This is a genomic window from Streptomyces nidicola, from assembly GCF_050106155.1.
Classification (GTDB): Bacteria; Actinomycetota; Actinomycetes; order Streptomycetales; family Streptomycetaceae; genus Streptomyces.
In genome coordinates this window covers 3,913,736-3,934,082 of the sequence record NZ_JBNBPI010000001.1, presented here as the reverse complement: position 1 = coordinate 3,934,082, position 20,347 = coordinate 3,913,736, and the positions used below count along the sequence as shown (strand labels likewise).

The window sequence follows — 20,347 nt, the reverse complement described above, 5'->3', positions numbered from 1 at the left end:
CCTAGACGCCGGGCGCGGGAGGATCGGTTCCGCCGAGGTCGGGCCTTCCTCAGTTCAGGGTTCTCGTCGGGGCCGGGATCAGGCCCGGACGGGCCTTCAGCGCCTCCGAGCAGGTGTATTCGCGGGGCGCGGCGTCCTCCGGGCCGCCAAGGATCACGTGCTCGTCGTCCTCCGCCGTGACCTCGCTGTTCGCGAACGTGCAGATGACCTGGGCCAGGGCGTACGGGGACAGATCGGCCGGCGGGGCGTTCAGGCGCAGCGCGTCCGCGGGGTCGCCCTCGCGCGGGCCCGAGACCTTGAGGGTGGAGCGGACGTCCGTCGTGTAGCCGGCCGTCTTCTCCTCGCTGGAGGGAGCCGCCGCCAGCTGCGCCAGGAGCTCCCGGGCCACCACGACCCGGTCGGACGACTGACCGCGCTCCAGCGTGATGGTCCGGTCGACCGTGACCAGCTGCGACGTACAGACCAGATAGACCTGCACCGGGAACTCGCCGCCCGCCTGCGCCTCCACCTTGTCCGAGCCCGACAGGGAGCAGCCCACGCGCGTGGGCGCGGCGCCGAAGTCGGTCGGCACCTCCGTGGGACGGATCCCGCACCCGGCGAGCAGGAGCGGGGCGAGGCCGACGAGGACCCATGGGCGTACCCGTCGCGTCACGTCGCGGCACCGCCTTCCCGCGCTTCCCTGGCGTCCTCCTCCGCGGCGGACGCGAGGGACTCCGCGTCCCGCGGCAGATGCAGTGTGAACACGGCGCCGCCTTCGGGGGAGTTGGCGGCACTGATCCGGCCCCCGTGGATCCGGGCGTTCTCCATGGCGATGGACAGGCCGAGGCCGCTGCCCTCCGAGCGGGGCCGCGAGGCGCTCGCCTTGAAGAAGCGGTCGAAGACGTGCGGCAGGACGTCCTCGGGGATGCCCGGGCCGTGGTCGCGTACGGAGATGACGACCTCCGAGCCCTCGCCTTGGCGGCCGTGCGATTCCACCCGCACCGAGACGCGCACGGGGGACCCCCCGTGCTTGAGCGCGTTGCCGATCAGGTTCGCGAGGATCACGTCGAGGCGGCGCGGGTCGAGGCGGGCCGTGATGCCGCGCTCGGCGTCGAGCTCGACGGCGTCCAGCCAGGCGCGGGCGTCGATGCAGGCGGTGATCTGGTCGGCGAGGTCCACGTCGTCGAGGACGAGCTTGGCGCTGCCCGCGTCGAAGCGGGTGACCTCCATCAGGTTCTCGACCAGGTCGTTCAGGCGCCGGGTCTCGCTGACCACGAGACGTACGGCCGGTTCGATCATGGGGTCGACCGAGCCGGTCTCGGCGTCGAGCTCCTCCTCCAGGACCTCCGTCACCGCGGTGATCGCGGTCAGCGGCGTGCGCAGCTCGTGCGACATGTCGGCGACGAAGCGGCGCGAGGACTCGTCGCGGGAGCTCATGTCCGCGACCTTCTTCTCCAGGTTCTCCGCCGTCTTGTTGAACGTACGGGACAGCTCCGCGAGTTCGTCCGTGCCGGAGACGCGCAGCCGGGTGTCGAGCTTGCCCTCGCCGAGCCGGCGCGCGGCGACGCCCAGGCGGTGCACGGGCTTGAGCACCGTCGTCGCGGCCGCCTGCGCGAGCAGCGCGGAGCCGACGAGGGCGAGCGCGGTGGCGATGCCGAGGGACCAGGCGAGCGAGCCCATGTCCTTGGCCTCCGGCTCGAGGGACTTGAGCATGTAGCCGGTCGGCCCGCCGTCCACGGTCGCGCCGCCGACCAGGTACGGGGTGTCGTCCTGCGTGATCCGCTGCCAGTACAGGTGGTACGCGTGCTTGTTGCCGCCGTTGATCGGCTGCTTCTCCGTGACCGCGTCCTGAAGCGACTTCGGGACGTCGGCGACGGTGAAGGCGTCCAGGTCGGAATTGCCCACGACCCGGCGGCCGTCCTCGTCCTCCGCCATGAGCATCACGCTGAAGTGCTGGCTGCTGCCCGCCATCAGGTTCGCAGCGTGCTGCAACTCGCCCTGCGTGGGCTGCTTGGGCAGCGCCGCCGCCCGGTTCTGCATCTCCTGCTTGAAGTCGCTGAGCGCGGAGTCCTGCGTGCGCGTGAGCACGGCCTCACGATTCAGCCAGTACGCGATCCCCGACGCGGACACCGCGGCGGTAAGCGCCACGAGCGCGAACACGACGACCAGGCGCAGCCGCAGGCTGGTGAAGCGCAGACCGGCAAAGAGTGTCTTCTTGGCCGCGGCGGCACCCCGGAGCTTGTCGTGCGGTTTCGTCACTGAGGCGTGTCCAGCCGGTAGCCCACCCCGCGCACCGTACGGATCAGGGTCGGCGACGACGGCACGTCCTCGACCTTCGCGCGCAGCCGCTGCACACACGCGTCGACGAGCCGCGAGTCACCGAGGTAGTCGTGCTCCCACACCAGGCGCAGCAACTGCTGCCGGGACAGCGCCTGTCCGGGCCGCCTGCTCAGCTCGAGCAGCAAGCGCAGCTCGGTGGGCGTCAGTTGCAGGTCCTCGCCGTTCTTCGTCACCGTCATCGCGGCACGGTCGATCACCAACGAGCCGAACGTCGCGGCATCGTTGGCCTCCCGCTCGCCACGCCGCAGCACCGCGCGGATCCGCGCGTCGAGCACGCGCCCCTGCACCGGCTTCACGACATAGTCGTCGGCACCGGACTCCAGGCCCACCACGACGTCGATGTCGTCGCTGCGCGCGGTCAGCAGGATGATCGGCAGTTGGTCGGTGCGCCGGATGCGCCGGCACACCTCGAAACCGTCGATGCCGGGCAGCATCACATCGAGGACGATCAGATCGGGCCGCTGCTCGCGCAGCAGCTTCAGACCGTCCTCTCCGGTGGCAGCGGTGGCGACCCGGTGGCCCTGGCGCGTAAGTGACAGCTCCAGGGCCGTACGGATGGCGTCGTCGTCCTCGATCAGCAACAGGGAAGGCACAAGCGCCATTCTGGCCCATCAGAGGCCTTCAGTTCGACCGAGTGTGCCCTTCAGGTGCGGGGAAGGGGCCCCGGTACGGTCCCGCGGAGTCCGGCGGACCCGCTTCCTCCACACCCGCTCCCCAACCGGCGGGTCCGGTTCCTCCACACCTGCTCCCCAATACAGGAGCCGCTGTGACAGGCCTGTGACAGTCGACGGACACCGTCATGAACTCGGCCCGGCAAGCTTTTGGTCATCGCGAAGAACGACCGCGACGACGACGCAGAAGTATTCGGTACTCCACGACGGGGGGCGCGAGATGAACACGCTGCACAGCACCACCTCAAGCGCGGTTGTCACGCGTCTGCACGACATGGGCCGAGTGGTTTCCGAGCGTCACGAGAAGTCCGGCGCTGTGAGCGGGCGGGGGTGCGCTCGCGGCGCCGGGCGTCAGCACACCGGGTTCATGACGGTGGTTGACACGCGGGGGACGGTGACCGAGGGGGGTCACGGGGGCGCCGCGTACAGGGAGGACTCGGGGGAGCAGGGCGGGACGTCCTTGTCGGAGGCCGAGTTCACGGCCTACGTCCAGGAACGCCGCGCCTCCCTGTACGCAACCGCCTACCACCTGACCGGTGACCGTTTCGAGGCCGAGGACCTGCTGCAGAGCGCGCTGTTCTCGACGTACCGGGCCTGGGACCGCATCAGCGACAAGGCGGCGGTCGGGGGCTACCTCCGCCGCACCATGACGAACCTGCACATCAGCGCGTGGCGCCGCCGCAAGCTGAACGAGTACCCGACCGAGGAGCTGCCGGAGACGGCCGGCGACACGGACGCGATGCGCGGCACCGAGCTGCGCGCGGTCCTGTGGCAGGCGCTCGCCCGGCTGCCCGAACTCCAGCGCACGATGCTGGTCCTTCGTTACTACGAGGGCCGCACGGACCCGGAGATCGCGGACATCCTCGACATCAGCGTGGGCACGGTGAAGTCCAGCATCTGGCGCTCGCTGCGGCGACTGCGCGAGGACGAGGTGCTGAGCTTCGGCCGTGACCAGGAGGAGTCCTTCGGCGAGCTCGTCGCCTGAAGGCCGGGGGAACGGGGTCCTGTTCGGGGGAGCGGGGTTCCGGTACGGGGGACGTACGGGGGAGCAGTAGGGGGGATGGGCGGGACCGGAAGGCCGGGGGGTCTTTCCGGTCCCGTTCTGTATGGGTGGGCAAATTCAGCCCCTGCGGCGTTTGAGCAGCGGGGTCCGGGGCGGAGCCCCGAGGCGTAGGCCCGGCGCGGGCCAAGAATCCCCGTTACGCGGCGCGCGCCTTCACACAACGCCCCGCGGCGGCAGCCGCCACGCGGCCCAGTGCCTCCTCCTTGCCACACGCGTGCGCGCCGAGCGCCACGTGCCGAGCCACGATGGACCGCTCCGTCCGCATCAGACGCCAGCCGCGCCGCAGCAGGAAGGGCACCGACTTGCGCCCCTCCTTGAGATCACGCAGCAGCCGCCGGCGGAACGTCGTCGACGGACGCCCGCGCAGGCACAGCGCGTCGGCGAGCACCCCCACCTCCCGGCAGCGCTCCACGATGTCCGCCGCGAAGATGCCCTCGGCGATGAACAGCGGCGTGCGCTCGATGTCCAGCGTCTCCTCGCCCACGCGCGAGCTGGAGGAGATGTCGTAGACGGGAACGCTCGTCCGCCCCTTCGCACACAGCGCCACGATCGCGGCGACCGCGACCTCGGCGTCCCAGGACAGCGGTGAGTCCCAGTCGATGTCCGAAGTACCCGCCACCAGCGGCAGCGTGGGGTCCCCCGCCTCTTTGTAGAAGTCGTCGAGACACAGGACGGGCAGCCCGGAGCGGGCCGCGAAGGAGGACTTGCCGGAGCCCGAGGGGCCGGAGAGCAGGACGACCCGGGTCGGTATCGGAGGATGCGAACTCACGAGACACCAGTGTGAGGCATGGCGACCGCGCCGCCTCCCCGCGTGGTGCCGTTGTGGCACGCACCACGCCAACTACCCTATGTGTCTGCATGATTACACAGGCGAAAGGTTTCGGGCGGAACACCATGGCACGACACGCAGAACACACATCCTCGTCCTCCGTGCGGCGCACCTTGATGCGCGTAGGACTCACCGTGACCGCGGCGGGGGCGGTCGTCGCGGGCGGCGGCGCCGCCTCGGCGAGCGCGGCGCCGATTCCGCTGCCGCAGTCGGCGACCGGCGACTCCAACGTCGACGCGGCTGCCGACGGCGTCTCGACGGCGCTCAACTCGGCCACGGCGAACGGGCTCGGCACGCTGAAGAAGCTGCCGCTGGACCCGCTGGCCGGGACGGGGGTCGACCCGCTGGACAACTCGGTCGGCACGCAGGTCGCGGACTTCGTGCCGGTCAGCACGGCGGCGGTCACCGGGCCTGTGACTTCCGGGGCGTCGCTGGAGGAGCTGCCCGTGGTGGGTCCCGTGACGGGCGTGCTGCCGGGCTGAGTCGCCCCGAAGCCGCACTTGAAACGCAGATCCCCGGCCCCTCCGCGATCAAGGAGGAGCCGGGGATCCCGCGTGAGTACTTAGTACGCGGAGCCGGACGCGCCCAGCGAACCCGTCGGGTGCCAGACCGTCTTGGTCTCCAGGAAGTGCGTCAGGCGGTCCGTGCCCGGGTCCGCCGTGAAGTCCTCCACAGGCTGTGGACGACGTACGCGCTTCAGATTGTCGGCGGCTGCGATCTCGAGCTGCTTCGCCAACTCGGGGTCGGCGCCCGTCAGATCGATCCCGTTCACGTCCTGGTGCGCGGCGAGCGACGGAGCGATCTCCGACGCCTTGCCGGACAGGATGTTCACGACGCCACCCGGAACGTCCGAGGTCGCGAGCACCTCACCGAGGGAGAGCGCCGGCAGCGGGGACTTCTCGGACGCGATCACGACGACCGTGCTGCCGGTCGCGATGACCGGGGCGATCACCGAGATCAGGCCGAGGAAGGACGACTCCTGGGGCGCCAGGACCGCCACGACGCCGGTCGGCTCGGGCGTGGAGAGGTTGAGATACGGGCCCGCCACGGGGTTCGCCCCGCCGACGACCTGGCCGATCTTGTCGGTCCAGCCCGCGTACCAGACCCAGCGGTCGATCGCGGCGTCCACGACGGCCGAAGCCTTCGACTTCCCGATGCCCTCCGCCTCGGAGACCTCGCGCACGAACTGCTCGCGGCGGCCCTCCAGCATCTCGGCGACGCGGTACAGGACCTGACCGCGGTTGTACGCCGTCGCGCCCTGCCAGCCGCCGAACGCCTTGCGGGCGGCGACCACGGCGTCACGGGCGTCCTTGCGGGAGGAGAGCGGCGCGTTGGCCAGCCACTCGCCGCTCTTGCCATCCGTCACTTCGTACACCCGGCCGCTCTCGGAACGCGGGAACTTCCCGCCGACGTACAGCTTGTAGGTCTTCAGCACAGTGAGTCGCTCAGACATCGAGGTAGGCCTCCAGACCGTGACGGCCACCCTCGCGGCCGAAGCCCGACTCCTTGTAGCCGCCGAAGGGCGAGGTCGGGTCGAACTTGTTGAACGTGTTGGCCCAGACGACCCCGGCCCGCAGCTTGTTCGCGACCGCCAGGATCCGCGAGCCCTTCTCCGTCCAGATGCCGGCCGAGAGCCCGTACTGCGAGTTGTTGGCCTTGGCGACGGCCTCGTCCGGCGTACGGAAGCTGAGCACGGACAGGACCGGGCCGAAGATCTCGTCGCGGGCGATGGTGTGCGCCTGCGTGACGTTCGTGAAGAGCGTCGGCGCGAACCAGTAGCCGGAGGACGGGAGTTCACAGGGCGCCGACCAGCGCTCGGCACCCTCGGCCTCGCCCTGCTCGGTGAGCGCGGTGATGCGCGCGAGCTGCTCGGCCGAGTTGATGGCGCCGATGTCCGTGTTCTTGTCGAGCGGGTCGCCGAGGCGGAGCGTGGAGAGCCGTCGCTTCAGGCTGTCGAGCAGCTCGTCCTGGATCGACTCCTGGACGAGGAGGCGGCTGCCCGCGCAGCAGACCTGGCCCTGGTTGAAGAAGATGCCGGTGACGATGCCCTCGACGGCCTGGTCGATGGGGGCGTCGTCGAAGACGATGTTCGCGCCCTTGCCGCCGAGTTCGAGCGTCAGCTTCTTGTCGGTACCGGCGACGGTGCGGGCGATCTCCTTGCCGACGGCCGTGGAGCCGGTGAAGGCCACCTTGTTCACGTCGGGGTGGGCGACGAGCGCCGCGCCCGCATCGCCGTACCCCGGAAGGATGTTGACGACGCCCTTCGGCAGGCCCGCCTGGCGGCAGATGTCCGCGAAGAAGAGGGCGGACAGCGGCGTCGTCTCGGCGGGCTTCAGGACGACGGTGTTGCCCGTCGCGAGCGCCGGAGCGATCTTCCACGCGAGCATCAGGAGCGGGAAGTTCCACGGGATGACCTGGCCCGCGACGCCGAGCGCCTTCGGGTTCGGCCCGAATCCCGCGTGGTCGAGCTTGTCCGCCCAGCCCGCGTAGTAGAAGAAGTGTGCCGCTACGAGGGGGAGGTCCGCGTCGCGCGTCTCCTTGATGGGCTTGCCGTTGTCGAGCGTTTCGAGGACGGCGAGCTCGCGGCTGCGCTCCTGGATGATGCGGGCGATGCGGAAGAGGTACTTGCCGCGCTCCGCGCCGGGCAGCGCCGACCACTTCTCGAAGGCCTTGCGGGCCGCCTTCACGGCGCGCTCGACATCGGCCTCACCGGCCTGCGCGACCTCGGAGAGGACCTCCTCGGTGGCCGGGGAGACGGTCTTGAAGACCTTGCCGTCGGCGGCGTCGGTGAACTCGCCGTCGATGAACAGGCCGTAGGACGGTGCGATGTCGACGACGGACCGCGACTCGGGCGCGGGTGCGTACTCAAATACAGATGCCATGGTGATCAGTCCACCGTCACGTAGTCGGGACCGGAGTAGCGTCCTGTGGCCAGCTTCTGACGCTGCATCAGCAGGTCGTTCAGGAGGCTGGAGGCGCCGAAGCGGAACCAGTGGTTGTCGAGCCAGTCCTCGCCCGCGGTCTCGTTCACGATGACCAGGAACTTGACGGCGTCCTTGGAGGTGCGGATGCCGCCCGCGGGCTTCACGCCGACCTGTACCCCGGTGGCGGCGCGGAAGTCGCGTACGGCTTCGAGCATGAGGAGGGTGTTGGCGGGCGTGGCGTTGACGCCGACCTTGCCCGTCGACGTCTTGATGAAGTCGGCCCCTGCCAGCATGCCGATCCAGCTCGCGCGCCGGATGTTGTCGTACGTCGAGAGCTCGCCGGTCTCGAAGATGACCTTGAGGCGGGCGGCGCCGGAGGCCTCCTTCACCGCGCGGATCTCTTCGTAGACCTTCATGTAGTTGCCCGCGAGGAAGGCGCCGCGATCGATGACCATGTCGATCTCGTCCGCCCCGGCCGCCACGGCTTCGCGTACGTCCCCGAGCTTCACGTCGAGGGCGGCGCGGCCCGCCGGGAAGGCGGTGGCCACGGAGGCGACCTTGACGTCCGTGCCGGCGACGGCGGCCTTCGCGGTGGCCACCATGTCGGGGTAGACGCAGACCGCCGCGGTGCGGGGAGTCGTGCGGTCGGTGGGGTCAGGGTTGACCGCCTTCGCGCCGAGGGCCCGGACCTTGCCCGGGGTGTCGGAGCCTTCGAGGGTCGTCAGGTCGATCATCGAGATGGCCAGGTCGATGGCGTACGCCTTCGCCGTGGTCTTGATGGAACGGGTCCCGAGCGAAGCGGCGCGCGCCTCCAGGCCGACCGCGTCGACGCCGGGCAACCCGTGCAGGAAGCGGCGCAGCGTGCTGTCGGACGCGGTGGCGTCGCTGAGAGCGGGTGCGGGTGCAGAACTGGGCATGGTCACGAGGGGAGCATATCTACGCGCGTAGCGGCTGTACAGGTCGCGGTGTGGTTGCGGGCGCCGGGGTTACGGTCGCGGGGCTCTGCCCCGGACCCCGCTCCTCAAACGCCGGCGGGGCTTGATTCGCTTGACGGGTCGGGCACAATCGAGCCATGACGAGCAGCCAGACCACGCCCCCGCAGGCACGTGACCGGATCTATCGGTCTCCCGCCGGTATCGCCGGCGGTGTCGTGCTGATCCTGATCGGGGCCTGGCTGGGCATCGACGCCGTGGTCAACGGCGAGGGGCGGACGCCGTGGACGGCGCTCGCCGGGCTGCTGTTCGCGGTGCCGCTCGTCGTCGCGTTCACCATCAGGCCGGCCGTCTTCGGGAACGAGGAGCGGCTGCGCGTACGCAACCCGTTCCGTGACGTCTCGCTGCCGTGGTCCACGGTCTCGGGCTTCAAGTCCGGGTACTCGAACGAGGTCGTCGACGAGGCGGGCACCAAGTACCAGCTCTGGTCCATCCCGGTGTCGCTGCGCGGCCGGCGCAAGGCGCAGCGCCAGCAGATGCGCGCCGCCAAGGGCGGCCGCACGCCCACCGGAGCCAGCGGCCTGCCGGTGACCGACCAGCGCTCGACCGGCGACCAGGCCATGGACGAACTCCGCGAACTCCACGAGGCACACGCGGCAGCCGAGGCCGAGACCACTCAGGGCACCACCAAGGTCCGCTGGGCGTACGAGATCATCGCCCCCGCGCTCGTGGGCGCGGTACTCCTCGTGTCGCTGCTCGCGTTCGGGTAGCGCGAATCAGGCCCTCGGGGGCGCGCGAGGCTGCTGGGCCATTTAAGCCCCGCCGGCGATTGAGGCGCGGGGTCCGGGGCGGAGCCCCGAGTCCGCAACCCCGGCCTACGCCGAGCTAAATACCCGCCGCCCCCGCAAGGTCCCGCTTGAGCGCCGCGAGGCGCTCCGTCGCGGTGGTCCGGGCCGCGGGCAACGCGTCCCGGCCCCCGACCGCGACCACGACCTCCAGGTAACACTTCAGCTTCGGCTCCGTACCCGACGGCCGCACCACGACCCGCGCCCCGTCGAGCGTGTACCGAAGCCCGTCCGTGGGCGGCAGCCCACCCGCCCCGGCCGCGAGGTCCTCGGCCTGGGTCACCGCGAGCCCCGCCAGCTCCACCGGCGGAGTCTCCCGGAGCCGTCGCATCGCGTCCGCGATGACCGACAGGTCCTCGACCCGCACGCTCAACTGGTCCGTCGCGTGCAGCCCGTGCGCGAGCGCCAGGTCGTCGAGCGCGTCCAGGAGCGTACGGCCCTGGGCCTTCAGCTCACTCGCCAGCTCGGTGACGAGCAGCGCCGCCGTGATGCCGTCCTTGTCGCGCACGCCCTCGGGGTCGACGCAGTAGCCGAGCGCCTCCTCGTAGCCGTAGCGCAGGCCCTCGACGCGGGCGATCCACTTGAAGCCGGTCAGCGTCTCCTCGTACGGGAGTCCCGCCGCCTCGGCGATCCGGCCGAGCAGCGAGGACGACACGATCGACTCGGCGAGGACGCCGTTCACGCCCCGCCTCACGAGGTGCGCCGCCAGCAGCGCGCCCACCTCGTCGCCGCGCAGCATCCGCCACTCGCCCCCGTCGGGCACGGCCACCGCGCAGCGGTCCGCGTCCGGGTCGTTGGCGATGATCAGGTCCGGGGTCTCGCCCTGCGCGCGGGCCGTCGCGAACGACAGGTCCATCGCCCCCGGCTCCTCCGGGTTCGGGAACGCGACCGTGGGGAAGTCCGGGTCGGGCTCGGCCTGTTCGGGCACGAGCACCGGCTCGGGGAAGCCCGCGCGGGCGAACGCGGCCAGGAGCGTGTCCTTGCCGACGCCGTGCATCGCCGTGTAGACGGTGCGGGCGCCACGGGCCGAGCCCTCCGCCAGGACCGCGTCCGTACGCGCCAGGTACGCCTCCAGGACGTCCTCGCCCAGCGTCTCCCAACCGCTCTCCGCGCGCGGCACGTCGTCCAGCGACGCCACCGCGTCGATCTCTGCCGCGATCTCCGCGTCGGCCGGCGGCACGATCTGCGAGCCGTCGCCGAGGTACACCTTGTAGCCGTTGTCGCGCGGCGGGTTGTGCGAGGCCGTGACCTCGACGCCCGCGACCGCGCCCAGGTGCCGTATGGCGAAGGCGAGCACCGGGGTGGGCAGCGGGCGGGGGAGGGCCGCGGCGCGCAGCCCGGCCCCCACCATCACCGCCGCCGTGTCGCGCGCGAAGTCCGCCGACTTGTGCCGCGCGTCGTAGCCGATGACGACCGGACCGTCCGTCCGGCCCTTCGCCTTCAGATACGCCGCCAGGCCCGCGGCCGCGCGGATGACCACCGCGCGGTTCATCCGCATCGGGCCCGCGCCCAGCTCGCCGCGCAGCCCTGCCGTGCCGAACTGCAGCGTTCCGGAGAAGCGCTCGCCGATCGACTCCAGGTCCCCTGCCTCGATGAGCTTGGCCAGCTCCTCGCGGGTCTCCGGGTCCGGGTCCTCCGCCAGCCAGGTCTTCGCCCGGTCGAGCAGTTCGCTGCCAGATACGGTCACGGTTCGCATTCCTTCAGACGTACGGATACGGGCTCGCCGACGGCAGCGGCGCTCAGATCTTCGCGAGGACCTTGGTCAGCAGGTCACCCATGGCGGAGGCCGAGTCGCGGCCCGCCTGGAGGACCTCTTCGTGGTTGAGCGGCTCGCCGGAGAGGCCCGCCGCCAGGTTCGTCACCAGGGAGATGCCGAGCACCTCCGCGCCCGCCTCACGGGCCGCGATGGCCTCCAGGGTGGTGGACATGCCGACCAGGTCGGCGCCGAGGATGCCGGCCATCCGGACCTCGGCGGGGGTCTCGTAGTGCGGGCCCGTGAACTGGGCGTACACGCCCTCTTCCAGGCTCGGGTCGATCTCCTTGCACAGCGCGCGCAGGCGCGGCGAGTACAGGTCGGTGAGGTCGACGAAGTTGGCGCCGACGATCGGCGAGGCCGCGGTCAGGTTGATGTGGTCGGAGATGAGCACCGGCTGCCCGGGGCGCATGCCCTGGCGCAGACCGCCACAGCCGTTGGTGAGCACGATGGTCTTGCAGCCCGCGGCGGCGGCCGTGCGCACACCGTGCGCGACGGCGGCGACGCCGCGGCCCTCGTAGAAGTGCGTACGGCCCAGGTAGACCAGGGCGCGCTTCTCGCCGACCTGGTACGAGCGGACGGTGCCGCCGTGGCCGGCCACCGCGGCGCCGGTGAAGCCGGGCAGCTCGGTGAAGGGGAACTCGGCGGCGGGCTCGCCCAGTGCCTCGGAGGCGGGCGCCCAGCCGGAGCCCATCACGAGGGCGACGTCGTGGGTCTCGGCGCCCGTCAGCTCGCGCAGCCGCGCGGCGGCGGCGTCGGCGGCGGCGTACGGGTCGGCCAGGACGTGGTCCGGAGTAAGAGAAGCGTTCACGCCGACGAGGGTAGCCTGTCGCTGCCTACGCGCGTAGATGTCGGAGGTCACGTCCTTGTGATCGTTGCTTTGTCGTTTCCGACGAACGGGGGAGCGGGAAGCGCTTCGCCGCGCCCCCGGTCCGCCCTCAGCAGGGCCGCTTGCGCAGTTCCATCGCGTAGTCGTGCGGCGCGCCCGCGGACTCGGCCGCGTCGGCGATCTCGCCCAGGTACCGCGCCGAGGGAAGGCCGCCCTCGTAACCGTTCAGTACGTAGAGCCACGCGGGCTCCTCGCCCTCCAGGGTGTCCACGCGGACCCGCATCCTCCGGTAGATGTCGAGGCCGACGCCCTCCCAGCGGTCCATCGACTCCTCGTCCATCGGGGCGATGTCGTACAGCGCGACGAAGACCTGTGAACGCGGCGCCTCGACGATCGTGGGGAGTGCGCCCTCCCAGCCCATGTGCTCGCCTCCGAACGTGAGCCGCCAACCGTTCAGCCAGCCCGTCGCGCGCAGCGGCGAGTGCGGGGCGCGGCGCGTCATGAGCCGCGCGTCGAGATTGCCGGCGTACGCGGCGTAGAGCGACATGGTCCCGAGAGTACGTCAGACGGACCACATGTCTCGTGAGTAACCGAAGCACCCCTCTTAAGAGGAGCGCCCCTCTTCTCAAGAGGGGATTCGCGCAGCCCGCGCGCGCGAGTGGCCCGGACGGGGGCCCCGGCTCGGTGCGGCCTTGAAGCGTGCGGGACAATGGGGCATGTGACTCGGATCGTGATCATCGGTGGCGGACCTGGCGGATACGAGGCGGCTTTGGTGGCCGCGTCCCTCGGCGCGGAGGTGACCGTCGTCGACTGCGACGGCCTCGGCGGGGCGTCGGTGCTGACCGACTGCGTACCGTCGAAGACCTTGATCGCCACGGCCGAGGTGATGACCACCTTCGACTCCTCTTATGAAGAGCTCGGCATCATCGTCGAGGACGACACCCCCGACCCGGACAGCCCGGCGCGCGTCGTCGGCGTGGACCTCGGCAAGGTCAACCGCCGTGTGAAGCGCCTCGCGCTCGCCCAGTCCCACGACATCACCGCTTCCGTCACCCGCGCGGGCGCGCGCGTGCTGCGCGGCAAGGGCCGCCTGGACGGCCAGCAGGCGCTCGACGGCTCCCGCAAGGTGGTCGTCACCGCGGCCGACGGCAGCGAGGAGACCCTCGTCGCCGACGCCGTGCTCCTGTGCACCGGCGGCCACCCGCGCGAGCTGCCCGACGCGCAGCCCGACGGCGAGCGGATCCTCAACTGGACGCAGGTGTACGACCTGGACGAGCTCCCCGAGGAGCTCATCGTGGTCGGTTCCGGTGTCACCGGCGCCGAGTTCGCGGGCGCCTACAAGGCGCTCGGCTCCAAGGTCACCCTCGTCTCCTCCCGCGACCGCGTGCTGCCCGGCGAGGACCCCGACGCCGCCGCCGTCCTGGAGGACGTGTTCCGGCGCCGCGGCATGAACGTCATGGCCCGCTCCCGCGCCGCCTCCGCCAAGCGCGTCGGCGACCGCGTCGAGGTCACGCTCTCCGACGGTCGGGTCATCTCCGGTACGCACTGCCTGATGGCGGTCGGCGCCGTGCCCAACAGCGAGGGCCTCGGCCTGGAGGAAGCGGGCGTCAAGGTCAAGGAGTCGGGCCACATCTGGACCGACAAGGTCAGCCGCACCACCGCCCCCAGCGTGTACGCGGCCGGTGACGTGACCGGCGTCTTCGCCCTCGCGTCCGTCGCCGCGATGCAGGGCCGCATCGCGATGTACCACTTCCTGGGCGACGCGGTCACGCCGCTGAACCTCAAGACGGTCTCGTCCAACGTCTTCACCGACCCGGAGATCGCGACCGTCGGCTACACGCAGGCGGATGTCGACTCGGGCAAGATCGACGCCCGCGCCGTCAAGCTGCCGCTGCTGCGCAACCCCCGCGCCAAGATGCAGGGCATCAGGGACGGCTTCGTCAAGATCTTCTGTCGTCCGGGTACGGGCATCGTGGTGGGCGGAGTGGTCGTCGCGCCGCGCGCTTCGGAACTGATCCACCCCATCTCGATCGCGGTCGACAACAATCTGACGGTCGAGCAGATCGCGAACACGTTCACCGTGTACCCCTCGCTGTCGGGATCGATCGCCGAAGTGGCACGGCAGTTGCACACGCGGAAGATGGCCGAAGAGGGCTGACTTTCGCCAACGGGCCGCAGGTCACGGTGAGTTGCGGCCCATGCGGGGGGCATAGGCGGGCTGGGTAGTTGCCGCGTTCCGCGTATACCACTTCCGTGGTTCCTGTGCGAACAGAATCTGTAAATCGGCGCAAACTGCTGAAACCAGACGGTCGTTGGGGTTACTGTCAGTTTCGTGTTCGCTGCAGAACGTCGTCAATTGATCCTCGAAATGGTGCGAGCCAACGGAGCGGTTTCGCTCCGTGAGCTCGCCCGCGTCGTCCAGACCTCTGAAGTGACCGTACGGCGGGACGTGCGCGCACTGGAGGCAGAAGGACTCCTCGACCGCCGGCACGGCGGTGCGGTATTGCCGGGCGGATTCACGCGGGAATCCGGCTTTCCGCAGAAATCACATCTCGCGACCGCAGAGAAGACGGCCATCGCCGATCTCGCCGCGGGTCTCGTCGAAGAGGGCGAGGCCATCGTGGTGGGCGCGGGGACGACCACGCAGGAGCTGGCCCGCCGGCTCGCGCGTGTGCCGGGCCTGACCGTGGTCACCAACTCCCTCCTGGTGGCGCAGGCACTCGCCCACGCCAACCGGGTGGAGGTCGTCATGACCGGTGGCACGCTGCGGGGTTCCAACTATGCGCTGGTGGGCAGCGGGGCGGAGCAGTCCCTTCAGGGGCTGAGAGTGTCGCGTGCCTTCCTGTCCGGCAGTGGTCTGACCGCCGAGCGCGGGCTCTCCACGTCCAACATGCTGTCGGCGTCCGTGGACCGGGCGCTCGTGCAGGCCGCGTCCGAGGTCGTCGTGCTCGCGGATCACTCCAAGCTCGGTACGGACACCATGTTCCAGACCGTGCCGACCGATGTGATCACGCGTCTCGTGACGGACGAGCCGCCGGCGCACGACGACCGGGCCGCGACGGAGCTTCAGGCGCTCGCCGATCAGGGGGTGCAGGTCGCGGTCGCGGGGGCCGGGGCGGAGGACCCTTCCGGGGGCGGTGATTCCGTCCCGGCGCGTCAGTCGCGCCGGGATGTGCCGTTGCCTGGCCAGCGGCGTGGTCAACTTCCGGGCGGTAACCATCCGTTGCGCTCGGCCCCGTTGGACACCCCGCCGGAACGGACGGCCAGGGTGGCCGATCTTCGCCGTCGGTAGAGGTTTCGCCCGCGCCGGGCCTACGCCACGGGGCTCCGCCCCGGACCCCGCTGCTCAATCGCCGCAGGGGCTTAAAAGAACAGGCCCAGGGGCGCTGCTCCAGACCCCGCTGCCTCTCGTCCCAAGAGCGGGCTCAAAATCGACCCCGCCTCGAGCGGCTCGGGCAAATCAAGCCCCGCTCTGGGACGAGAGGCAGCGGGGTCCGGGGCGGAGCCCCGAGACCGTAACGACGGTGCCGGTCACGCGGTGATCCCGCAGAGGGTCAGGCGGAGTAGGCGATCCGCCAAACCCGGGTCCGACGGAGTCTCCTCCGCCGCGAGGGCGATCGCGTTCGTGAGCTGCAGGAGGTCCGCCATGGAGACGTCCTGCCGCACCGCCCCCGCCCGCTGCGCCCGCGAGAGCAACGCCTGGCCCGCCTCCCGCATCGGATCACTGCACCGGGCCAGCGCCGAACTCGCGTCCTGCGAGGCCGACATGAGGGCACGGGAAAGCCCCCGGTACTCGCCGGCATGCGTGATGATCTCGCGCAGCCACGTCACGAGCGCCGTACAGGGCTGCGGAGCGTCGAGGAGGGCCCGGGAGCGGGCGAGCAGATCGTTCACCGCCTCCTCGAAGACGGCGCTCATCAGCGCGTGCCGGTTCGGGAAGTGCCGGTACAGCGTGCCGATGCCGACCCCGGCCGCCCGGGCCACCTCCTCGAGGGACGCCCCCGTGCCGTGCTCGGCGAACGCGATCCGGGCCTGCGCGAGCAGCCGCTCGTAATTGCGGCGCGCGTCCGCGCGCATGCGGCGCGAGCGGTCGTGCTCGGCTGTCGTCATCGGGCCTCCCTGGGCGTGCGCGGGCCTGGTGCGCAGGACTTCAAGGATGCCCGATGCCGGGACCGAGGCGGTGCGGAGGGATCGCTACCGCAGTAGCGTCGACGCGGAGGGCGCATGCGCAGGGCGCCCCGGAGCGCGGCATGAGCATCAGCGACGCGGGCCGGCGAGACGTACGGCAGCTCGTCCGGGAACTCGAAGAGGCCGTGGACGTGGACGAGTTGCGCTCCCACGCGGTCCGCGGACTCGCCCGGCTCATCCCGGCCGACGCCGCCCAGTGGTACCACTTCGCCGCCGATGACGGCGCCGTGCGGGCACTCGCGCTGCCCGCGGAGTCCTTCCACGCCGACCCCGCCGTCATCCACGACCACCCCATGGACCACCCGCTGACGGGGCCCATGCTCGTCTCCGGGACGAGCGGCGCCTGGCGGGTGAGCGATGTCGCCGCCGACCGCGACTGGCGGCGCACCCACTGCTTCAACCTGGACTTCCGCCCCTTCGGAATGCGCCGCCACCTCGTCGCCAGCGCCCGGGACGAGGCGGGCGTCGCGGGGTACGCGCTGCTGCGCGGCGGCACCGACTTCACCGAGGAGCAGCGGGACCTGCTCGACTACGCCCAGCCCCACCTCGCGGCCGCCGAACGTCTGTTGGCCGAGCGGCAGCGGATGTACGCGCTCCTCGCCGCCGCGCTCGCCTCCACCGGGCGGCCGGGGCAGGGCGTCGCCGCCGTGGCCGGGAACGGGGCGGTACGGCCGCTCGACGCCGTCGCGGCGGAGTTGCTGCCGCGCCTGGACGGCGACCCGCGGATCGGCCTCGGGGCACCGCCCGGCGCCTGCCGTGCCTTCCGGGCGCGCGACATCGACGTACGGGCGGTGGCGTGCGCCGTGCCCGACGTGCCGCGGCTCCTGCTGCTGCGGGACCTCGCGCCGGGCCGCGCCGCCGCCCGCGTGCTCGGCCTGACCGAGCGCGAACACCGCACCCTGGAACACATCGACGCCGGCCGCACCCCCGCAGAGGCGGCGCGTGCGATGGGGATCTCGCTGACGACCGTACGGGGATATGTGGCCGCCCTGCACCGCAAGCTGGACGCCGGGCACACGGCGGCGCTGCTGCGCAAGGGACGCGAGACCGGGCTGCTGGGGGAGTGAGCCCGGCGGGCGCCCCTCAGAATTGACGGCTGGTCCGGCCGGGGGGCCGCCCGCTTCACTGGTGGAATCCAGTGGCATCCACGGGCATCAGGGGGAACGCCATGACCGCGACACCGTCACCAGCGCACATACCCGCCGCCGCACCAGGCGCCGCCGCCGAACGGATCCGGCCGCTGCGGGCCGTCACGGCCGCGGTCCTCGTCCTCGGGCCGCTGCTCTTCATCATCGCCTCGCTCCTGTCCCCGTACGACATGACGGAGGACAAGACGAGGAACATCGTCGCCGACATCGCCGCCAACGAAGGGCAGGAGAAGGCCGCAGCCTGGGCGTGGCTGGCCCTGGGGATCGCGATGGCCGCCGCGGCCATCCTGGTCTCCGTGTACGTCATGGCGCGCTCGCCGAAGCTGGGGCTCGCCGGACTGCTGCTGTTCGGGGGCGGCGCCACGGCCGCCAACCTGACGCCCTCGTACGACTTCGTGACCCTCGCGGGCCTCGACAAGGGGGTCGACCAGGTCACGATCGTGAAGGTCCTCGACGGCGGCGACAGCCTGGCCATGCCTGCGGTCGCCGGGATCTGGTTCATCGCCGGCATCGTCTTCGGAGGCATTGTCCTCGGCATCGGCCTGCTGCGCAGCCACGCGGTGCCCGCGTGGGCGGCGTGGGTGCTGATGGCCGCGATGCCGCTGAACGTGCTGGGCTGGGTCACGGGCGTCGCGGCGCTCGCGTACGCGGGGTTCGCGCTGCTGACCGTCGCCTTCGCGGTGGTGGCCATGGACATCGCGCATCACGGCACCGGCTGGGTGCGCGGCGTGTAGCCGAAGGCCGAACACCGAACGCAGAAGCGCCCGTTGAACCGGTCACCGGTCCAACGGGCGCTTCGTGTGCACGCGTCGGTGCGTCAGTCCTTGATCTCGCAGATCGCCGCACCGGAGGTGAGCGACGCGCCGATCTCGGCGGACAGGCCCTTGATGGTGCCCGACTTGTGGGCGTTCAGGGGCTGTTCCATCTTCATGGCCTCAAGGACGACGATCAGGTCGCCCTCCTTGACCTCCTGGCCCTCCTCGACCGCGATCTTGACGATCGTGCCCTGCATCGGGGACGCGAGGGTGTCGCCGGAGACGGCGGAGCCGGACTTCTTCGCGGCGCGCCGCTTGGGCTTGGCGCCGGCGTTGAGGCCGGTGCGGGCCAGGGACATGCCCATGCCCGCCGGGAGGGAGACCTCAAGGCGCTTGCCGCCGACCTCGACGACGATGTTCTCGCGGCCCGCCTCGTCCTCCTCCTCACCGGGCGCCGGGGTGGCGAACGGCGGGATGTCGTTGACGAACTCGGTCTCGATCCAGCGCGTGAAGACCGTGAACGGGTCCTCGCTGCCGGTCAGTTCGGGGGCGAACGCCGGGTCGGTGACGACCTTGCGGTGGAAGGGGATGGCGGTGGCCATGCCCTCGACCTCGAACTCGGCGAGCGCGCGGGCGGCCCGCTGGAGGGCCTCCTTGCGGGTACGCCCCGTGACGATCAGCTTGGCGAGCAGCGAGTCCCAGGCCGGGCCGATGACCGAGCCGGACTCGACGCCCGCGTCCAGGCGGACACCCGGTCCTGCCGGGCCCTCGAACTTGGTGACGGTGCCCGGGGCGGGCAGGAAGCCGCGGCCCGGGTCCTCGCCGTTGATGCGGAACTCGAAGGAGTGGCCGCGCAGTTCGGGGTCGCCGTAGCCGAGCTCCTCGCCGTCGGCGATGCGGAACATCTCCCGTACGAGGTCGATGCCGGCGACCTCTTCGGTGACCGGGTGCTCGACCTGGAGGCGGGTGTTGACCTCGAGGAAGGAGATCGTGCCGTCCGCGCCGACGAGGAACTCGACGGTGCCCGCGCCGACGTAGCCGGCCTCCTTGAGGATCGCCTTCGAGGACGAGTACAGCTGCTCCAGCTGCGCCTCGCTCAGGAACGGCGCCGGGGCCTCCTCGACGAGCTTCTGGTGGCGGCGCTGGAGCGAGCAGTCACGGGTCGAGACGACGACCACGTTGCCGTGCTGGTCGGCCAGGCACTGCGTCTCCACGTGGCGCGGCTTGTCGAGGTAGCGCTCCACGAAGCACTCGCCGCGGCCGAAGGCGGCGACGGCCTCGCGCACCGCGGAGTCGTACAGCTCGGGCACCTCTTCGAGGGTGCGGGCGACCTTCAGGCCGCGGCCACCGCCACCGAAGGCGGCCTTGATCGCGATCGGCAGCCCGTGCTCCTCGGCGAACGCCACGACCTCGTCGGAGCCCGAGACCGGGTCCGGCGTACCGGCGACCAGCGGGGCGCCCGCGCGCTGCGCGATGTGGCGGGCTGCGACCTTGTCGCCGAGGTCGCGGATCGCGTGCGGGGGCGGGCCGATCCAGATCAGCCCGGCGTCGAGGACGGCCTGGGCGAACTCGGCGTTCTCCGACAGGAATCCGTAGCCGGGGTGGATGGCGTCCGCGCCGGAGTCCTTCGCCGCCTGGAGCACCTTGGCGATGTCCAGGTAGCTGGTGGCCGGGGTGTCCCCGCCAAGGGCGAAGGCCTCGTCGGCCGCACGGACGTGCAGAGCGTCCCGGTCCGGCTCGGCGTAGACGGCAACGCTCGCGATCCCCGTGTCCCGGCACGCCCGGGCCACGCGGACAGCGATTTCGCCACGGTTGGCGATGAGCACCTTGCGCACGATGGCTCCCTCCTTGCTGTGTCTTCCCGGGGGCATCCCCCGGACCCCCGGCCGTGGTCGCCCGAGCCGGGGCGGTCGGCGGGTCACCGTGAAGCTTGACTCACTGAAACAAGCTGAGTTTAGGGACTGCCGACACGGACCCACGAGCCGTCCCCGGGCGTGAGCTTGCCCACACAGAGTGTCACCCGGGGTCCACCCGGTCCGTGAAATCCCTTGTCGCGCCTGGATACGCGCGATCCTTCACCGCAACCCTAGC

At 71.2% G+C, this 20,347-nt stretch carries 19 protein-coding genes; 7 read left to right on the top strand and 12 right to left on the bottom strand.

Annotated elements, in window-relative coordinates; genetic code table 11:
• Positions 1 to 49: 49 nt before the first annotated feature.
• Genes ACOKM3_RS17775 through afsQ1 form a run of 3 tightly spaced genes read right to left on the bottom strand, consistent with a single transcriptional unit; the run spans position 50 to position 2,912 of the window.
• Entirely contained in the window at positions 50 to 652 is a 603-nt protein-coding gene (locus tag ACOKM3_RS17775; protein ID WP_426901626.1) for a hypothetical protein, read from the bottom strand.
• The gene (locus ACOKM3_RS17770) at positions 649 to 2,238 is read right to left on the bottom strand and encodes an ATP-binding protein (protein ID WP_426901624.1); all 1,590 of its coding nucleotides are present in this window, start codon (positions 2,236 to 2,238) and stop codon (positions 649 to 651) included. Before ACOKM3_RS17770 ends, ACOKM3_RS17775 begins: the two co-directional genes overlap by 4 nt.
• Positions 2,235 to 2,912, bottom strand: a complete 678-nt coding sequence (gene afsQ1 / locus ACOKM3_RS17765; RefSeq protein WP_013001223.1) for a two-component system response regulator AfsQ1 — start codon at positions 2,910 to 2,912, stop codon at positions 2,235 to 2,237. Before afsQ1 ends, ACOKM3_RS17770 begins: the two co-directional genes overlap by 4 nt.
• A 298-nt stretch (positions 2,913 to 3,210) precedes the next feature.
• On the opposite strand from afsQ1, the gene ACOKM3_RS17760 reads away from it, so the two are divergent.
• Positions 3,211 to 3,975 (top strand): SigE family RNA polymerase sigma factor, encoded by a 765-nt coding sequence (locus tag ACOKM3_RS17760; RefSeq protein ID WP_426901622.1) that lies wholly within the window; start codon positions 3,211 to 3,213, stop codon positions 3,973 to 3,975.
• Between the two features lie 214 nt (positions 3,976 to 4,189).
• On the opposite strand, the gene ACOKM3_RS17755 is transcribed toward ACOKM3_RS17760, so the two are convergent.
• Entirely contained in the window at positions 4,190 to 4,822 is a 633-nt protein-coding gene (locus ACOKM3_RS17755) for an ATP-binding protein (RefSeq protein WP_426901620.1), read from the bottom strand.
• 125 nt (positions 4,823 to 4,947) lie between these two features.
• Here ACOKM3_RS17755 and ACOKM3_RS17750 point away from each other — a divergent pair, with 125 nt between their 5' ends.
• The gene (locus tag ACOKM3_RS17750; RefSeq protein WP_426901618.1) at positions 4,948 to 5,364 is read left to right on the top strand and encodes a hypothetical protein; all 417 of its coding nucleotides are present in this window, start codon (positions 4,948 to 4,950) and stop codon (positions 5,362 to 5,364) included.
• Positions 5,365 to 5,444: 80 nt separating this feature from the next.
• Here the strand turns inward: ACOKM3_RS17750 and ACOKM3_RS17745 are convergent, their stop codons facing one another.
• From ACOKM3_RS17745 to deoC, 3 genes are read right to left on the bottom strand one after another with little or no spacing between them, the layout of a single operon-like run.
• Positions 5,445 to 6,335: an aldehyde dehydrogenase family protein gene (locus ACOKM3_RS17745; protein WP_426901616.1), complete on the bottom strand. Its 891-nt coding sequence runs from the start codon at positions 6,333 to 6,335 to the stop codon at positions 5,445 to 5,447.
• Complete coding sequence (locus ACOKM3_RS17740) at positions 6,328 to 7,764, bottom strand: aldehyde dehydrogenase family protein (protein WP_426901614.1); 1,437 nt, start codon at positions 7,762 to 7,764, stop codon at positions 6,328 to 6,330. Before ACOKM3_RS17740 ends, ACOKM3_RS17745 begins: the two co-directional genes overlap by 8 nt.
• A gap of 5 nt (positions 7,765 to 7,769) precedes the next feature.
• Complete coding sequence (gene deoC, locus ACOKM3_RS17735; protein WP_426901612.1) at positions 7,770 to 8,723, bottom strand: deoxyribose-phosphate aldolase; 954 nt, start codon at positions 8,721 to 8,723, stop codon at positions 7,770 to 7,772.
• A 155-nt stretch (positions 8,724 to 8,878) separates the two neighbouring features.
• On the opposite strand from deoC, the gene ACOKM3_RS17730 reads away from it, so the two are divergent.
• Positions 8,879 to 9,508 (top strand): PH domain-containing protein, encoded by a 630-nt coding sequence (locus ACOKM3_RS17730; protein WP_426901610.1) that lies wholly within the window; start codon positions 8,879 to 8,881, stop codon positions 9,506 to 9,508.
• Between the two features lie 115 nt (positions 9,509 to 9,623).
• Here the strand turns inward: ACOKM3_RS17730 and ACOKM3_RS17725 are convergent, their stop codons facing one another.
• From ACOKM3_RS17725 to ACOKM3_RS17715, 3 genes are all read right to left on the bottom strand, one after another.
• Positions 9,624 to 11,279 carry a phospho-sugar mutase gene (locus tag ACOKM3_RS17725; protein WP_426901608.1) on the bottom strand — a complete coding sequence of 552 codons (1,656 nt, stop codon included), beginning with the start codon at positions 11,277 to 11,279 and terminating at the stop codon, positions 9,624 to 9,626.
• A gap of 43 nt (positions 11,280 to 11,322) precedes the next feature.
• Positions 11,323 to 12,147 (bottom strand): purine-nucleoside phosphorylase, encoded by an 825-nt coding sequence (locus tag ACOKM3_RS17720; protein WP_266713432.1) that lies wholly within the window; start codon positions 12,145 to 12,147, stop codon positions 11,323 to 11,325.
• A 127-nt stretch (positions 12,148 to 12,274) separates the two neighbouring features.
• Positions 12,275 to 12,712 carry a gamma-glutamylcyclotransferase gene (locus ACOKM3_RS17715; protein ID WP_426901606.1) on the bottom strand — a complete coding sequence of 146 codons (438 nt, stop codon included), beginning with the start codon at positions 12,710 to 12,712 and terminating at the stop codon, positions 12,275 to 12,277.
• A gap of 162 nt (positions 12,713 to 12,874) precedes the next feature.
• Here ACOKM3_RS17715 and ACOKM3_RS17710 point away from each other — a divergent pair, with 162 nt between their 5' ends.
• Positions 12,875 to 14,323, top strand: a complete 1,449-nt coding sequence (locus ACOKM3_RS17710; protein ID WP_426901604.1) for an NAD(P)H-quinone dehydrogenase — start codon at positions 12,875 to 12,877, stop codon at positions 14,321 to 14,323.
• A gap of 174 nt (positions 14,324 to 14,497) precedes the next feature.
• Positions 14,498 to 15,457, top strand: coding sequence for a DeoR/GlpR family DNA-binding transcription regulator (locus ACOKM3_RS17705; RefSeq protein ID WP_327661853.1), 960 nt, complete (start codon positions 14,498 to 14,500; stop codon positions 15,455 to 15,457).
• A 239-nt stretch (positions 15,458 to 15,696) separates the two neighbouring features.
• Here the strand turns inward: ACOKM3_RS17705 and ACOKM3_RS17700 are convergent, their stop codons facing one another.
• Positions 15,697 to 16,275 carry a TetR/AcrR family transcriptional regulator gene (locus ACOKM3_RS17700; RefSeq protein WP_426901601.1) on the bottom strand — a complete coding sequence of 193 codons (579 nt, stop codon included), beginning with the start codon at positions 16,273 to 16,275 and terminating at the stop codon, positions 15,697 to 15,699.
• Between the two features lie 140 nt (positions 16,276 to 16,415).
• Here ACOKM3_RS17700 and ACOKM3_RS17695 point away from each other — a divergent pair, with 140 nt between their 5' ends.
• Positions 16,416 to 17,420, top strand: a complete 1,005-nt coding sequence (locus ACOKM3_RS17695; protein ID WP_426901599.1) for a helix-turn-helix transcriptional regulator — start codon at positions 16,416 to 16,418, stop codon at positions 17,418 to 17,420.
• 101 nt (positions 17,421 to 17,521) lie between these two features.
• A complete protein-coding gene (locus tag ACOKM3_RS17690; protein ID WP_426901598.1) occupies positions 17,522 to 18,235 on the top strand; it encodes a hypothetical protein in 714 nt (237 codons plus the stop codon).
• Positions 18,236 to 18,318: 83 nt separating this feature from the next.
• On the opposite strand, the gene ACOKM3_RS17685 is transcribed toward ACOKM3_RS17690, so the two are convergent.
• On the bottom strand, positions 18,319 to 20,091 hold the full coding sequence (locus tag ACOKM3_RS17685; protein ID WP_426901596.1) for an acetyl/propionyl/methylcrotonyl-CoA carboxylase subunit alpha: 1,773 nt from the start codon (positions 20,089 to 20,091) through the stop codon (positions 18,319 to 18,321).
• Between the last annotated feature and the right edge of the window lie 256 nt (positions 20,092 to 20,347).

Coding starts and splice junctions, on each gene's coding strand:
- ACOKM3_RS17760 (WP_426901622.1), top strand. CDS start 3,211: ATGAACACGCTGCACAGCACCACCTCAAGCGCGGTTGTCACGCGTCTG.
- ACOKM3_RS17750 (WP_426901618.1), top strand. CDS start 4,948: ATGGCACGACACGCAGAACACACATCCTCGTCCTCCGTGCGGCGCACC.
- ACOKM3_RS17745 (WP_426901616.1), bottom strand. CDS start 6,335: ATGTCTGAGCGACTCACTGTGCTGAAGACCTACAAGCTGTACGTCGGC.
- ACOKM3_RS17740 (WP_426901614.1), bottom strand. CDS start 7,764: ATGGCATCTGTATTTGAGTACGCACCCGCGCCCGAGTCGCGGTCCGTC.
- deoC (WP_426901612.1), bottom strand. CDS start 8,723: ATGCCCAGTTCTGCACCCGCACCCGCTCTCAGCGACGCCACCGCGTCC.
- ACOKM3_RS17730 (WP_426901610.1), top strand. CDS start 8,879: ATGACGAGCAGCCAGACCACGCCCCCGCAGGCACGTGACCGGATCTAT.
- ACOKM3_RS17725 (WP_426901608.1), bottom strand. CDS start 11,279: ATGCGAACCGTGACCGTATCTGGCAGCGAACTGCTCGACCGGGCGAAG.
- ACOKM3_RS17715 (WP_426901606.1), bottom strand. CDS start 12,712: ATGTCGCTCTACGCCGCGTACGCCGGCAATCTCGACGCGCGGCTCATG.
- ACOKM3_RS17710 (WP_426901604.1), top strand. CDS start 12,875: ATGGGGCATGTGACTCGGATCGTGATCATCGGTGGCGGACCTGGCGGA.
- ACOKM3_RS17700 (WP_426901601.1), bottom strand. CDS start 16,275: ATGACGACAGCCGAGCACGACCGCTCGCGCCGCATGCGCGCGGACGCG.
- ACOKM3_RS17695 (WP_426901599.1), top strand. CDS start 16,416: ATGAGCATCAGCGACGCGGGCCGGCGAGACGTACGGCAGCTCGTCCGG.
- ACOKM3_RS17690 (WP_426901598.1), top strand. CDS start 17,522: ATGACCGCGACACCGTCACCAGCGCACATACCCGCCGCCGCACCAGGC.